Origin of the sequence: Inquilinus sp. NPDC058860 (assembly GCF_042743185.1) — a bacterium.
Taxonomy (GTDB): domain Bacteria; phylum Pseudomonadota; class Alphaproteobacteria; order DSM-16000; family Inquilinaceae; genus Inquilinus.
Genome location: NZ_JBHYMS010000066.1, coordinates 1 through 14,112, shown reverse-complemented (window position 1 = coordinate 14,112; position 14,112 = coordinate 1). Strand labels below are relative to the sequence as shown.

Annotated in this window: 10 protein-coding genes; 8 read left to right on the top strand and 2 right to left on the bottom strand. The window is 70.1% G+C overall.

Going from position 1 to position 14,112, the window contains the following annotated elements; translation table 11 throughout:
* Positions 1 to 208 precede the first annotated feature (208 nt).
* Genes ACFW16_RS30840 through ACFW16_RS30830 form a run of 3 tightly spaced genes read left to right on the top strand, consistent with a single transcriptional unit; the run spans position 209 to position 4,813 of the window.
* Positions 209 to 1,558, top strand: coding sequence for an MFS transporter (locus ACFW16_RS30840; protein ID WP_380312493.1), 1,350 nt, complete (start codon positions 209 to 211; stop codon positions 1,556 to 1,558).
* Positions 1,559 to 1,616: 58 nt separating this feature from the next.
* Positions 1,617 to 3,467, top strand: a complete 1,851-nt coding sequence (locus tag ACFW16_RS30835) for an ATP-binding protein (RefSeq protein ID WP_380312539.1) — start codon at positions 1,617 to 1,619, stop codon at positions 3,465 to 3,467.
* On the top strand, positions 3,464 to 4,813 hold the full coding sequence (locus ACFW16_RS30830) for a sigma-54-dependent transcriptional regulator (protein WP_380312491.1): 1,350 nt from the start codon (positions 3,464 to 3,466) through the stop codon (positions 4,811 to 4,813). Before ACFW16_RS30835 ends, ACFW16_RS30830 begins: the two co-directional genes overlap by 4 nt.
* Before the next feature lie 18 nt (positions 4,814 to 4,831).
* On the opposite strand, the gene ACFW16_RS30825 is transcribed toward ACFW16_RS30830, so the two are convergent.
* Positions 4,832 to 5,710, bottom strand: a complete 879-nt coding sequence (locus ACFW16_RS30825) for an NAD-dependent epimerase/dehydratase family protein (RefSeq protein ID WP_380312489.1) — start codon at positions 5,708 to 5,710, stop codon at positions 4,832 to 4,834.
* Position 5,711: 1 nt separating this feature from the next.
* On the bottom strand, positions 5,712 to 6,440 hold the full coding sequence (locus ACFW16_RS30820) for a FadR/GntR family transcriptional regulator (protein WP_380312487.1): 729 nt from the start codon (positions 6,438 to 6,440) through the stop codon (positions 5,712 to 5,714).
* Between the two features lie 263 nt (positions 6,441 to 6,703).
* On the opposite strand from ACFW16_RS30820, the gene ACFW16_RS30815 reads away from it, so the two are divergent.
* The 5 genes from ACFW16_RS30815 (at position 6,704) to ACFW16_RS30795 (ending at position 13,976) form a co-directional block, all read left to right on the top strand.
* Complete coding sequence (locus ACFW16_RS30815) at positions 6,704 to 8,659, top strand: ABC transporter substrate-binding protein (RefSeq protein WP_380312485.1); 1,956 nt, start codon at positions 6,704 to 6,706, stop codon at positions 8,657 to 8,659.
* A gap of 217 nt (positions 8,660 to 8,876) precedes the next feature.
* Positions 8,877 to 9,863, top strand: a complete 987-nt coding sequence (locus ACFW16_RS30810; RefSeq protein ID WP_380312482.1) for an ABC transporter permease — start codon at positions 8,877 to 8,879, stop codon at positions 9,861 to 9,863.
* Between the two features lie 9 nt (positions 9,864 to 9,872).
* Positions 9,873 to 10,997: an ABC transporter permease gene (locus ACFW16_RS30805; protein WP_380312480.1), complete on the top strand. Its 1,125-nt coding sequence runs from the start codon at positions 9,873 to 9,875 to the stop codon at positions 10,995 to 10,997.
* A gap of 16 nt (positions 10,998 to 11,013) precedes the next feature.
* Positions 11,014 to 12,756, top strand: a complete 1,743-nt coding sequence (locus tag ACFW16_RS30800; protein WP_380312478.1) for an ABC transporter ATP-binding protein — start codon at positions 11,014 to 11,016, stop codon at positions 12,754 to 12,756.
* Positions 12,753 to 13,976 (top strand): mandelate racemase/muconate lactonizing enzyme family protein, encoded by a 1,224-nt coding sequence (locus ACFW16_RS30795; protein ID WP_380312476.1) that lies wholly within the window; start codon positions 12,753 to 12,755, stop codon positions 13,974 to 13,976. The genes ACFW16_RS30800 and ACFW16_RS30795 overlap by 4 nt, the downstream gene beginning before the upstream one ends.
* The last annotated feature ends 136 nt before the right edge of the window (positions 13,977 to 14,112 follow it).

Genomic DNA, 14,112 nt, shown 5'->3' with positions numbered 1-14,112 from the left:
CGACCGACCGGCGTCTGCCGCCGGCGGAATCCTGCCGATGACGGGGCGCCGGTTCGGCGGATTTCCGCCGATCCGGGCCGGCATCGGTTCCGCGAAACGGCCGGACTCCGCCATTTCCGGCAGCGTTCCGGCCCTGGCATCCCGCTTGCTCATCTCCCCTTCGGCCGCAGTCGCGGCCGGTCAAGAAAGCCCGTTCGGGGAGATGCTCATGGAAGACGCCGTTTCCGGTCTCGGCCAGCGCCGATTCCGTCCCGCGCCCGCCGCCGCCCAGCCGATCGGCACGCGCCAGAGGATCGTGTCGATCTTCGGCGGCTCGGTCGGCAACCTGGTCGAGTGGTACGACTGGTACATCTACGCCGCCTTCTCGCTGTACTTCGCCAAGGCCTTCTTTCCGGCCGGCGACACCACCGCCCAGCTGCTGAACACGGCGGCCATCTTCGCCATCGGCTTCCTGATGCGGCCGATCGGCGGCTGGCTGATGGGCATCTATGCCGACAAGCACGGCCGCAAGGCGGCGCTGACCCTGTCGGTCATGGTGATGTGCGCCGGGTCGCTGATCATCGCCCTGACCCCGACCTACGAGACGATCGGCGTCCTGGCGCCGGTGCTGCTGGTGCTGGCCCGGCTGCTGCAGGGCCTGAGCGTCGGCGGCGAATACGGCGCCAGCGCCACCTACCTGTCGGAGATGGCGACCAGCCGGCACCGCGGCTTCTACTCCAGCTTCCAGTACGTCACCCTGATCATGGGGCAGCTGCTGGCGCTGGCGGTGCTGATCCTGCTGCAGCAGGTGTTCCTGACGTCGGAGCAGCTGGAGGCCTGGGGCTGGCGCATCCCGTTCTTCATCGGCGCCATCTGCGCCGTGGTGGCGCTGTATCTGCGCCGCAACCTGGTGGAGACCGAGGCCTACACCAAGTCCAAGCGCACGCCGCGCAGCGAAAGCCTGCTGCGGGCCCTGCTGCGCCACCCGCGCGAGATCATGATCGTGGTCGGGCTGACGCTGGGCGGCACGGTCGCCTTCTACACCTACACCACCTACATGCAGAAGTTCCTGGTCAACACCGTCGGCATGAGCAAGTCGGAATCGACCCTGGTCTCGGCCGCGGCGCTGTTCCTGTTCATGTGCCTGCAGCCGGTGGTCGGCGCCTTCTCCGACAAGATCGGCCGGCGGCCGCTGCTGATCGGCTTCGGCGTGCTGGGCACGGTGCTGACCGTGCCGATCCTGTCGACCCTGGCGCAGACGACGGACGCGCTCGCCGCCTTCGGCCTGATCGTGGCGGCGCTGGTGATCGTCTCCGGCTACACCTCGATCAACGCGGTGGTGAAGGCCGAGCTGTTCCCGACCGAGGTGCGGGCGCTGGGCGTCGGCCTGCCCTATGCCCTGACCGTGTCGATCTTCGGCGGCACCGCCGAATACATCGCGCTGTGGTTCAAGGACATCGGGCATGAGAGCTGGTTCTACTGGTACGTGACCGGCTGCATCCTGTGCTCGCTGCTGGTCTATGCCTTCATGCGCGACACCAAGTCGGCCTCGAAGATCGACGACGGCGCGCAGCCGTAATAGGGTCCAGGCCCCGTCGCGCGGTGCGGCGGGGCCTGGAAATCGTCTTGTGCTGTCCATGCACCTGTCCCGCCTGACCGCCCGCCGGGGCCGGATCCTGCTTTTCGCCGCCGTCGGTCTGGCGGCAGCCGGCCTGTCGCTGGCGGTGCAGGGCTGGGTGCTGCGCGACAACCTCGCGGCGCTGGAAGGCCAGGCGCGGGAGCGGCTGACCCTCGCCGCCGCCAGCGTCGAGGCGGCGATCGGCCGGTTCCGTTACCTGCCGCAGGTGATCGGCCAGACGCCGCAGATCCGCACCCTGTACGGCACGCCGCCCGGCCCCGATGCGATCGACGCCGCCAACCGCCACCTGCAGGCGATCAGCGCCGCGGCGGGGGCGGCCGCGCTCTATGTCCTCGACCGCGGCGGCACGGCGATCGCCGCCAGCAACTGGGACACGCCGGGCAGCTTCATCGGCCACGGCTACGCCTACCGGCCCTATTACCGGGAGGCGATCGAGACGGGCGAAGGCAGCTTCTACGGCATCGGCGCCACCACCGGGCAGCCCGGTTATTTCCTGGCCAGCCGGATCGACGCGCCGGGGCCGGGCGGGCAGCCCGCGCCGGTCGGCATCGCAGTCGTGAAGGTCGACCTGACCGGGCTGGAGCGCGAATGGGCCGGGGCCGACGCCACGCTCGGCATCGCCGACGCCGACGGCATCCTGTTCCTCGCCGCCCGGCCGGGCTGGCGCTACCGCCCGCTCTTCGCCCTCGACGACCGCGCGCAGGGCTCGATCCTGGCGGAGCGGCGCTATGCCGGGCTGCCTTCCGTCACCCGGCCGATCTTCCGCAGCCGGACGGACGCTGACGACCAGGGCCGGTCGGTCCGGCTGCTCGACCCCGGCGCCGGCGGCGACCTGCTGCTGTTCACCCTGCCGCTGCCCGACCATGGCTGGTCGCTGATCGCCGTGGCCGATCCCGCCCCGGCCCGGACCAACGCCCTGGTCGCCGCCGCGGCGACCGGCTTGGCTGTCATCGTCGTGGTGCTGGCCGCCGTGCTGTGGCGCGCCCGCCGCCGCGCCCGCATCGCCGAGCGCCGGTCCAAGGACGAGCTGGAGCAGCGGGTGGCCGAGCGGACCGAGGCGCTGACCGCCGCCAACCGCCGGCTGGAGGACGAGATCGAGGAGCGTCGCCGCGCCGAGGCGGAGCTGCACCGCACCCGCGACGACCTGGTCCAGGCCGCCAAGCTGGCCGCGCTGGGCCAGGCCTTCGCCGGGCTGGCGCATGAGATCAACCAGCCGCTGGCGGCGCTGAAGACCTATCTGGCCAGCACCCGCCTGCTGTCCGGCCGCGGCGAGGCCGCGAAGGTGGCGGCGAACATCGACGTCATGGCCCAGGCGGTCGACCGCGTCGCCGGGCTGACCGGCCAGCTCAAGCGCCTGGCCCGGCGCGACGGGCACGCCGCCGCCCCGGTCGACCTCGCCGCGGTGCTGGACAGCGTGCTGCGGCTGCTGGCCTATCGCCTGGCCGATCTCGGCATCGCGGTCGAGCGCATCGGCGGCGGCCCGGCGGTGGTGACGGGCGAGGCCGGGCGGCTGGACCAGGTGGTGATGAACCTGGTCAGCAATGCCATCGACGCGGTGCGCGACCGCGACACGCGGCGGATCCGGGCCGCTGTCGAGACCGGCGGCGGCACCGCCCGGCTGACGGTCGAGGATTCCGGTCCGGGCATCGACCTGGCGATCCGCGACCGGCTGTTCGAGCCCTTCGTCACCACCAAGGAGGCCGGGGACGGGCTGGGGCTGGGCCTCGCCACCGTCTACCGCATCGTCCGCGACCATGGCGGCGGCATCGACCATCGCCCGTCCGCGCTGGGCGGCACCGCTTTCGTCGTGACATTGCCGCTTGCCGAAGCCAAGGCCGTCGCCGAATGATCGAAGCGCATCGCATCCTGGTCGTCGAGGACGACCCGTCGGTCGCCGGATCGATCGAGCAGTGGCTGGGCCTGTGCGGCTTCACGGTCGAGACCGCGCGCTCGGCGGCCGAGGCGCTGCATCGGATCGACGGCTTCGGCCCCGATGCGGTGCTGACCGACGTCCGCATGCCGGGCGAGAGCGGGCTGGAGCTGCAGCGCCGGCTGGCGGCGGAGCGGCCTGGCCTGCCGGTGGTGCTGCTGACCGGGCATGGCGACGTGCCGATGGCGGTGGCGGCGCTGCAGGCGGGCGCCTTCGACTTCATGACCAAGCCCTACGAGCCCGACCACCTGGCCGCGGTGCTGCGCAACGCCGCCTCGCAGCACCGGCTGCGGCGCCGGGTGGGCGAGCTGGAGACCCGGCTGGACGACGCCCTGGCCGGCACGCTGGTCGGCGACGCCCCGGCGATGCGCCGCCTGCGCCGGCTGGTGGCCGAGCTGGCGGCGCTGCCGGTCGACGTCGTAGTGCGCGGCGAGACCGGCACGGGCAAGGAGGTGGCGGCGCGGGCGCTGCACGAATTCGGCCCGCGCCGCGACCGGCCCTTCGTCGCCATCAACTGCGCCGCGATCCCGGCCGAGATGATCGAGGGCGAGCTGTTCGGCCATGAGGCCGGCGCCTTCACCGGCGCCCGCGCCGCCCGGATCGGCAAGTTCGAGCACGCCGATGGCGGCACGGTGCTGCTGGACGAGGTCGAGAGCATGCCGCCTTCGGTCCAGGCCAAGCTGCTGCGCGTGCTGCAGGAGCGGGTGGTGGAGCGGCTGGGGTCGAACCGGCTGATCCCGGTCAACATCCGGGTGGTCGCCGCGGCCAAGGCCGACCTGCGCGAGCGGGTGGCGGCGGGCGCCTTCCGCGAGGACCTGTTCTTCCGGCTGGCGGGGGTGGAGATCGAGATCCCGCCCTTGCGCGACCGCGGCGACGACATCCTGCTGCTGTTCGGCCGCTTCGCCGGCGTCGCCGCCGACCGGCTGGGGCTGGACCGGCGCAGCCCGTCGCCGGCCGAGGTCGCGGCGCTGCTGGGCCATGGCTGGCCCGGCAATGTGCGCGAGCTGAAGGCGGCGGCCGAGCGCTTCGCCATGGGCCTGTCGGGCGCCGGGGCCGGGGACATCCTGAACCCGGCGGCGGATATGGGCGGCGGGCTGGCGGAGCGGGTCGCCGCCTATGAGCGCGCTCTGATCCTGGCGGCGCTGCGGGAGACCGGCGGGTCGGTCGCCGCGGCGCTGGAGATCCTCGGCCTGCCGCGGCGGACGCTGAACGAGAAGATGGCGCGGCTGGGGATCGACCGGTCGGAGATCGACCCGCCCGGGTGACGGCGGCGGAGCCCGGCGTCAGCCCTTCTTCCGCCAGACGCGGCGGCGGCGCACGGCGCCGTCATGGCCCTGCGCGCTGAACCACCCGCCCTGGAAATGGTCGGTCACCTGCGGCAGCTCCGCCGACGGCTTGGTCCGGAAGGCCTCGGGCGCGGCGAAATCGACGGTGCGGTCCTGCGGCCGGTAGCCCAGCGCGATCGCGACCGAATTGTCCCACCAGGCGGCATCGTTGGCCGAGGCGCCGTAGACGGTGGTGCAGTCGATGTCGGGATGCTCCAGCCCGATCAGCACCAGCTGGGCCAGGTCGCGCGGGCTGATCCACACGGCCAGGCCGCGGGCGTCGAACGGCCGCTCGCCGGCATTGCCGATGCGGATGGCGAGGGTGCGGATGCCCGCCTTCTCGAAATAGACCCCGGCCTCCAGCTCGCCCCAGCATTTGCTGAGGCCGTAGAGGCTGTCCGGCCGCATCTGGTCCTCGACCCCGACACGGGCGTCGCGCGGATAGAAGCCGGTGACATGGTTGCTCGACGCCAGCACCACCCGGCCGATGCCGGCGCGGACCGCCGCCTCATAGACATTGTGGGTGCCCAGAACGTTGACCCGCAGGATGTCCTCGGCCGCGCGCTCGTTCGGATAGCCGGCGAAATGGGCGATGGCGTCGGCGCCCTCGACCGCCGCGGTCAGCGCCGCCAGGTCGGCGATGTCGACCGCAGTCCAGCTCTCGTGCTCCGCCAGCGGGCCGGGATCGGCGATGTCGAGGATGCGCACCGCCTCGATGCGGCCGGCCAGCGCGCGGCGCAGTACCCGGCCGACATTGCCGGCGCCGCCGGTCAGCACGATCGACTTGGCGGAGGCGGATGGCGCGGCGCTGCTACCGGGCGGAACGGTTGAGGTCAATTCAGACTCCTTCGAACATCCGCTGTCGGGCATTGAGGATGTGCCGGCGCATGGCTTCGGTCGCGGCCGCGGCGTCGCGCCGGCGGATCGCCGCGACGATCGCGACATGCTCGTCCTGCACCGCCCGGATCCGCTCCGGCGTCCGCATCCGGCTGAGATGGCGGGTGATGTTCATGCCGACGGCGATGTGCGAGGCCAGCGAGGACTGCACGGCGATGTGATAGGGGTTGCGCGTCGCCCGGGCGACGGCCTCGTGGAAGCGCCGGTCCTCGTCGGCCCCGAGCTCGCCGTTGCCGAGGCAGGCTTCCAGGGCCTCGAGCGCGTCCTCGATCTCGCGGAGATCCTCCGCCTCCCAGCGCTCGGCGGCGAGAGCGGCGGCCACGCCCTCGAACCCGGCGCGGAACTCGAAGCAGCGCTGCACATCGGCCAGCGAGCGCACCTGGGCGAAGCGCAGCACCGCGAGGTCTGGCCGCTGCCGGACGTAGGATCCCGAGCCCTGGCGCGAGACGATCAGCCCGTCCTGCCGCAGCCGGCCCAGCGCCTCGCGCACCACCGGCCGCGAGGCACCGAAGCGTGCCGACAGCTCCGATTCGGATGGCAGCCGGCTGTTCATGGCGAAGTCGCCATGGGCGATCAGGGACACGATGCCGTCATAGACCACCTCGCTCAGCCGCGCCGGCGGACCGCCGTCCCGCGGCAACAGCCCGGCATCGCCATCCGTGCCACTCATGCCCGCCATCCCCCCGCCGGCAAGTTGTCAAGATTGATCACGGCCGCGCCCCGCCAGGCCTCCATCCCAATTCGTTCCATTGCCGCTTGGATCGCCGTTCTTTCCGCTGTTTGCGCTGCAGCAATGTTGTGCGACAGAAAGCGTCCGGAACAAGGCCATTCCGGTTGTGATTTGTCAATATTTGTAATATGACCGGAACGGCAAAGGAAGCGGGCCGGCACGCATGGCGAAGCCGGATCCAGCACACAGGGGAGGGTCCCAGGATGGACGACAAGCTCAGCGCCTCGCCGCACGGGTTCGCCCGACGTACGGTTCTGAAGGGTCTCGCCGGGGTGGCGGCGATGCCGCTCGCGGTCCGGCTCGCCCATGCGCAGGCGGCCAAGGGGGAGGCGCCCGGCCTCGCGCAGCTGGCGAAGGACGGCAAGCTGCCGCCGCTGGCCGAGCGGCTGCCGGCCAATCCGCTGGTGGTGCAGCCGCTGACCAGGGTCGGCACCTATGGCGGCACGCTGCATCGCGGCCTGCGCGGTTCGTCCGACCACAACGGCATCCTGCGCGTGGTCGGCAACCAGGGGCTGGTGCGCTGGGATCTCGGCTTCACCAAGGCCCTGCCCAACCTGGCGGAGAGCTGGGACGTCAACCCCGACGGCACCGAGTTCGTGTTCCATCTGCGCAAGGGCACGAAATGGTCGGACGGCCATCCCTTCACCGCGGACGACATCGTCTTCTCGATCGAGGACTGCGCCAAGAACAGCGAGCTCTACGGCTCGGTCCCGTCGCAGCTCACCATCGCCGGCAAGCCGGTCGTCGTCAGCAAGATTGACGACGCCACGGTCAAGTTCACCTTCGCCGCGCCCTATGCCACCTATCTGGAGACGCTGGCGACCCCGCTGGGCCAGCACCCGACGCTGTTCGCCAAGCACTACGCCAGCCAGTTCCATCCGAAATACAACGACAAGGTCGACGACCTGGTGAAGCAGGCCAACCTGCAGAAGTGGAGCGACCTGTTCCGGGCCAAGAACGGCGACATCGAGATCCCGCAGCGCTGGGGCAACCCGGAGAAGCCGACGCTCGACCCCTGGGTGGTCGCCGAGCCCTATGTCGGCGGCACCACCCGCGTGGTGATGAAGCGCAACCCCTATTTCTGGCAGGTCGACACCGAGGGCAACCAGCTGCCCTATATCGACGAGCTGTATTTCGGCATCTCGCAGGACGTCGAATCGCTGCTGCTCGACGCCATCTCCGGCAAGCTCGACATCCAGGAGCGGCACGTCAACCTGCTGCAGAACAAGCCGACCCTGTCGCAGAACCGGGAGAAGGGCGGGTACCGGCTGATCGAGCTGGAGCCTTCCGCGGCGCAGCAGTGCCAGATCTACCTGAACATCTGCCACAAGGACCCGAAGCTGAAGGCCTTCTTCGGCAAGAAGGAGGTGCGCCAGGCGCTGTCGCTCGGCATCGACCGCCAGGAGATCATCGAGCTGGTCTATTTCGGCCAGTCCGAGCCGTACCAGACGGGGCCGCGGCCGAGCCATCCCTGGTATCACGAGACGCTGTCGCGGCAGTTCACCGAGTTCGACGCCGACAAGGCCGGCGCGATGCTGGACCAGGCCGGCTACGACAAGAAGACCGCCGACGGCTTCCGCCTGCACCCCGACGGCAGCAAGATCTTCTTCGCCATCGACGTGATCCCGACCCTCTATGCCGACCTGGTCGACGTGCTGGAGCTGGTGAAGCGCCACTGGGCGGCGATCGGCATCGACATCAAGGTCAACACCATCGAGCGCGCGCTGTACTATACCCGCGGCGACAGCAACGACCACGACGCCCAGGTATGGCCGGGCCCGGGCGGGCTGGACCCGATGTTCGACCCGCGCGACTTCTTCGCCCAGCACCCGCAGGGTTCGCGCTACGCCATTCCCTGGACGCTCTGGTACGTCTCGAACGGCCAGTCGGGCGAGGAACCGCCGGAGAGCCAGAAGCGGCGCATGAAGCTGTTCGACGAGGCGCGCAGCACCTCCGACCTCGACAAGCGCGGCGCGACCATGAAGCAGCTGTTCGACCTGACCGCCGAGGCCTTCGAGACGGTCGGCATCTGCCTCGCCGTCAACTCCTTCGGCGTGGTCAAGACCAACCTCGTCAACGCGCCGGAGAAGGAACCGGATTCCTGGACCTGGCCGAATCCCGGCCCGGCCATGCCGCAGCAGTTCTTCTTCTCGAGCTGAGGGTTTGCTCGCGAACCAACGAATCGGTGAACCAACCCCAAACTGTCATGCCCGGTCTTGACCCGGGCATCCAGAAGGTCTCGACACCCTCTGGATTGCCGGGTCAAGCCCGGCAATGACAAGTTGAAAAATGCACGCTCGTTTGCAGCATCAATTCGCGAGCGAGTCCTGACGGTCTTCCTCCGCCGCTCAGCGCCCGTTTCGAGGAGAGCCCCGGATGCTCCGCTTCATCGCCAAGCGCCTGCTGTGGATGGTGCCCGCGCTCTTCGCGGTCAGCTTCCTCGCCTTCGTCCTGATCCAGCTGCCGCCCGGCGACTTCGTGACCAGCTATGTCGCGACGCTCGCCGCCTCGAACGAGATCGTCGACCAGAATGCGGCGGCGGCGCTGCGCGAGCGTTTCGGCCTCAACGACCCGATGCTGGTGCAGTACGCGAAGTGGATCGGCGGCATCATCACCCGCGGCGATTTCGGCCTGTCCTTCGAATGGCAGCAGCCGGTCAGCGACCTGATCTGGGAACGCATGGCGCTGACCCTGGTGCTGACCCTGGCCACGCTGATCGCGACCTGGGCCATCGCCCTGCCGATCGGGGTCTATTCCGCGGTGCGGAAATACTCGATCGGCGACACCATCGTCACGATCATCACTTTCGCCGGGCTGGCCATCCCGTCCTTCCTGCTGGCGTTGGTGCTGATGTATGTCGCCGCGATCGAATTCGGCCAGGACGTCAGCGGCCTGTTCTCGCCGGCCTATGAGAAGGCGCCCTGGAGCATCGCCAAGACGTGGGACCTGCTGCAGCATCTGTGGATCCCGGTGCTGATCCTGGCCGTCTCCGGCACCGCCAGCCTGATCCGGGTGATGCGGGCGAACATGCTCGACGAGATCCACAAGCCCTATGTCACCACCGCGCGCGCCAAGGGCCTGTCCGAGTTCCGGCTGCTGCTGAAATACCCGGTGCGGGTGGCGCTCAACCCGTTCATCTCCACGCTGGCCTGGCTGCTGCCGAACCTGGTCTCCGGCTCGATCGTGGTGGCGATCGTGCTGAACCTGCCGACGGCAGCGCCGCTGCTGCTGCAGTCGCTGATGGCGCAGGACATGTATCTCGCCGGCGCCTTCGTGCTCCTGATCTGCGCGCTGACGCTGATCGGGTCGCTGATCAGCGACATCCTGCTGGCGCTGGTCGACCCGCGCATCCGCCTCGAATAGGGGGCCTCCATGACCGACCTCGCGACCGTCGCGCCCGCCGGCCAGCTTGCCGTCGCCTCCCAGTGGCAGCTGATCTGGTGGGCCTTCCGCCGGCACCGGCTGGCCATGGCCTCGCTGGTGATCGTCATCGTCCTCTACGTGATCGCGGCCGTGCCCGGCTTCTTCGCGGTCAACGACCCCAGCCAGCAGAACGCCCGCGCCGCCTTCCACCCGCCGCAGGCGATCCATCTGTTCGACCGAGCGGAGGACGGCAGCCTGCAGATCGGCCTGTATTTCCACCCCCACAAGCTGACCCGCGACCCGGAGACGCTGGCCGCGGTCTATAAGGAGGACCCGGCGCGCAAGGTCGGCATCTCGCTGTTCGGCCGCGGCTACACCTATTCGGTGCTCGGCCTGTTCACCACCGACATCCATCTTCTCGCCTCGGCCGATCCGAAGCAGCCGCTGTTCCTGTTCGGCACCGACCGCCTCGGCCGCTGCGTCTGGAGCCGGATCATGCAGGGCGCCCAGATCTCGCTGTCGGTCGGCCTGGTCGGCGTGTTCCTGTCGCTCGCCATCGGCCTCGTGCTCGGCGGCATCTCCGGCTATTACGGCGGCAAGCCGGACTTCGTGATCCAGCGGGTGATCGAATTCGTGCTGGCCCTGCCGACGATCCCGATCTGGCTGGCCATGGCCGCGGCCCTGCCGCAGGACTGGCCGGCGATCACCCAGTATTTCATGATCACCGTGATCCTGTCGCTGACCGGCTGGGCCCAGCTGGCCCGCGTCGTCCGCGGCCGCTTCCTGTCGCTGCGGACCGAGGAGTTCGTCACCGCCGCCCGGCTCGACGGCTGCGGCGAGGGGCGGATCATCTTCCGGCACATGATGCCGAGCTTCCTCAGCCACATCATCGCCTCGGTGACGCTGGCGATCCCGGCGATGATCCTGGCCGAGACGGCCCTGTCCTTCCTCGGCCTCGGGCTGCAGCCGCCGACCATCTCCTGGGGCGTGCTGCTGCGCGAGGCGCAGAACATCCGCTCGATCGCGACCGCGCCCTGGCTGTTCGCGCCCGGCGCCTTCGTCGTCGTCGCGGTGATGGCGCTCAACCTGCTCGGCGACGGCCTGCGCGACGCGGCCGATCCGTACAACAAGTGACGGCGGAGAGGCCCCGATGACGAACCCTCCATCCGCCCCCGTGCCGTTCCCCGGCCGCCCCAAGCCGGTCCTGGCGGTGCGCGACCTGGTGACCCATTTCCCGACCCGCGCCGGGCTGGTCAAGGCGGTCGACGGCGTGTCCTTCACGGTCGAGCGCGGCAAGACGCTGTGCGTCGTCGGCGAAAGCGGCTCGGGCAAGAGCGTCACCGCCCGCTCGATCCTGCAGATCGTCGACGCGCCCGGGCGCATCGTCTCCGGCGAGATGGTTCTGAACCGCGCCGACGGCAGCAGCGTCGACCTCGCCAGGCTGCACCCGCGCAGCCGGGCCATCCGCCGGGTGCGCGGCCGCGAGATCGCGATGATCTTCCAGGAGCCGATGTCGTCGCTGTCGCCGATCCACACGGTCGGCGACCAGATCATGGAGGTGCTGCGCCTGCATCTCGGCATGAGCAAGGCCGCGGCGCGGGCGCGGACGATCGAGCTCCTGAAGCAGGTCGAGATCCCGCGGCCGGAGCGGGCGATCGACCGCTACACCTTCGAGTTCTCCGGCGGCATGCGTCAGCGCGCCATGATCGCCATGGCGCTGGCCTGCAATCCGCAGCTCTTGATCGCCGACGAGCCGACGACGGCGCTGGACGTCACCACCCAGGCCGAGATCCTGGACCTGATCAAGCGGCTGCAGGCCGAATTCGGCATGGCGGTGCTGTTCATCACCCACGACATGGGCGTGGTGGCCGAGATCGCCGACGACGTGCTGGTGATGTACCAGGGCCGGGTGATGGAGCATGGCCCGGCCGACCGCATCTTCCATGCGCCGGAAGACCCCTACACCAAGATGCTGATCGGCTCGGTCCTCAAGCTGGAGGACAAGGCCGAGATCCGCCTCCGGCGCCCCGCGCTGCCGGCCGACCGCCTGCCGGTGATCGAGGTGGAAGGCCTGAGGATGCAGTTCGGCACCGGCAGCGCCGCCTTCGCCGCCGTCGACGGCGTGTCGCTGCAGGTGAGGGCGGGGGAGACGCTCGGCATCGTCGGCGAATCCGGCTCCGGCAAGACCACCATGGGGCGCTGCCTGCTGCGGGTCTACGACCCGACCGGCGGCGCCATCCGCTACCGCCGCGCCGACGGCGCCGTGGTCGACCTGGCCAAGGCCGACAAGCCGACGCTCTCGGCCTGCCGGCGCGAGATCCGGATGATCTTCCAGGACCCGGTCTCCTCGCTCAACCCACGCATGACCGTGGCCCAGGTGATCGGCGAGCCGCTCCTGGTCAACGGCATCGCCAGGGGCAAGGATCTGGACGAGCGCGTCGCCGGGCTGATGCGCCAGGTCGGTCTCGATCCCGCCTGGCGCGAGCGCTACCCGCACGCCTTCTCCGGCGGCCAGCGCCAGCGCATCGGCATCGCCCGGGCCATCGCGCTGAACCCCCGAATCATCGTCGCCGACGAGGCGACCTCGGCGCTCGACGTCTCGCTGCGCTTCCAGGTGCTGGACCTGCTGCTGAAGCTGCAGGACGAGCTCGACCTCGCCATCATCTTCATCAGCCACGATATCGGCGTGATCCGCTACATGTGCGACCGCGTCGGCGTGATGTATCGCGGCCGGCTGGTCGAGATCGGCCAGGCCGACGAGGTCTGCGAGGCGCCGACCCACGACTACACGCGGGCGCTGATCTCCGCGGTGCCGCGGCCCGACCCGCGCCGCCGCAGCATCCACAACCGCACCCGGTACACCGAGCCCTCCGAGCGGAGCCTGGCGCTATGAAGATCACCGACATCCGGACCTTCCTGATGCAGGCCGGCCCGCCGGACCCCGACAAATGGGCGACGGACAGCGGCCGGTCCGGCGACGCGGCGATCGCGGAGGGCAAGCTCGGCGGCTTCCGCAACTGGCTGTTCGTGAAGGTCTATACCGATGCCGGCATCGTCGGCATCGGCGAATGCTCCGGCTGGCCGCGGGTGATCGAGACCGCGGTGCAGGACCTGAAGGGCCTGCTGATCGGCGAGGATCCGACGCATATCGAGCGGCTGTGGCAGAAGATGCAGGTCGCGACGATGGGGCACGGGATGCTCGGCACGGTCGGCGCCGGCGCCATGACCGGCATCGACGTCGCGCTGTGGGACATCAAGGGCAAGGCGCTCGGCGTGCCGGTGTGGAACCTGCTCGGCGGCAAGATGCGCGACCGGATCCCGATCTATTCCCACGCCAACACGGCCGAGGCGGCGCTGGCGGTGAAGGGCCACGGCATCCGGACCATCAAATGCGGCGGCGTCGCCGACCCGGTGCGCAAGGTCGCGACGCTGCGCGAGGCGGTGGGCGACGAGGTCGACATCGCCATCGACCTGCACGGCCCGCCCTGGCTGACCCCGGCCGACGCGGCGCGGCTGGCGCGGGCGCTCGAACCCTACAACCTGCTGTGGATCGAGGACCCGATCGCGCCGGACAACCTGGACGGCTACAGGCGCATCCGCGACGCCGCCCATGTGCCGCTGGCGGCGGGCGAGCGCATGGCGACGATCTTCGGCGAGCGCGAGCTGATCGAGCGCGAGCTGGTCGACGTGATCCAGCCCGACACCGGGCGGGCCGGCGGCCTGACCCAGATGCGGAAGATCGCGGCGATGGCGGAGGCGCATCACATCATGATGGCGCCGCATTCCGGCTCGCTCGGCCCGGTCGCCGAATATGCGGCCATCCACCTGCTGGCCGCGATCCCGAACGCGCTGATCCTGGAACGGCTCGACGCCGACTGGCCCGGCCGGGCCCGGACCGTGGTGCCGCATCCGGTGCAGGAAGGCGGCTCGATCGCCGTGCCCGACGCGCCGGGCCTCGGCTGCGACATCGACGAGGGTTTCGTCGCCCGCTTTCCCAGCGAGCGCAACGTCGCCGTGCCCGGGTCCGACCGATCCTACGCGCCGGGCACCCACCAGGAGCACGTCTATGTCCAGACGCGGCTCCGGCGGGCGCCTTATTTCAACGGGCGCTGAGGCGGCGGCGTGGATCGAAGCAGATGGATGGGCCTGGGCCACCCCCTCACTCGAAATCACACTTCGGTGAAGTGAGCTTTCTTAAGTCCCCCCTCCCCTTGCGGGAGGGGGGTAGGGGGAGGGGTCTGCGCGCGTC

Bases quoted from the DNA above. Each gene is read 5' to 3' on its own strand.
- ACFW16_RS30795 (WP_380312476.1), top strand. From the start codon at position 12,753: ATGAAGATCACCGACATCCGGACCTTCCTGATGCAGGCCGGCCCGCCG.
- ACFW16_RS30835 (WP_380312539.1), top strand. From the start codon at position 1,617: ATGCACCTGTCCCGCCTGACCGCCCGCCGGGGCCGGATCCTGCTTTTC.
- ACFW16_RS30810 (WP_380312482.1), top strand. From the start codon at position 8,877: ATGCTCCGCTTCATCGCCAAGCGCCTGCTGTGGATGGTGCCCGCGCTC.
- ACFW16_RS30820 (WP_380312487.1), bottom strand. From the start codon at position 6,440: ATGAGTGGCACGGATGGCGATGCCGGGCTGTTGCCGCGGGACGGCGGT.
- ACFW16_RS30805 (WP_380312480.1), top strand. From the start codon at position 9,873: ATGACCGACCTCGCGACCGTCGCGCCCGCCGGCCAGCTTGCCGTCGCC.
- ACFW16_RS30830 (WP_380312491.1), top strand. From the start codon at position 3,464: ATGATCGAAGCGCATCGCATCCTGGTCGTCGAGGACGACCCGTCGGTC.
- ACFW16_RS30840 (WP_380312493.1), top strand. From the start codon at position 209: ATGGAAGACGCCGTTTCCGGTCTCGGCCAGCGCCGATTCCGTCCCGCG.
- ACFW16_RS30815 (WP_380312485.1), top strand. From the start codon at position 6,704: ATGGACGACAAGCTCAGCGCCTCGCCGCACGGGTTCGCCCGACGTACG.
- ACFW16_RS30800 (WP_380312478.1), top strand. From the start codon at position 11,014: ATGACGAACCCTCCATCCGCCCCCGTGCCGTTCCCCGGCCGCCCCAAG.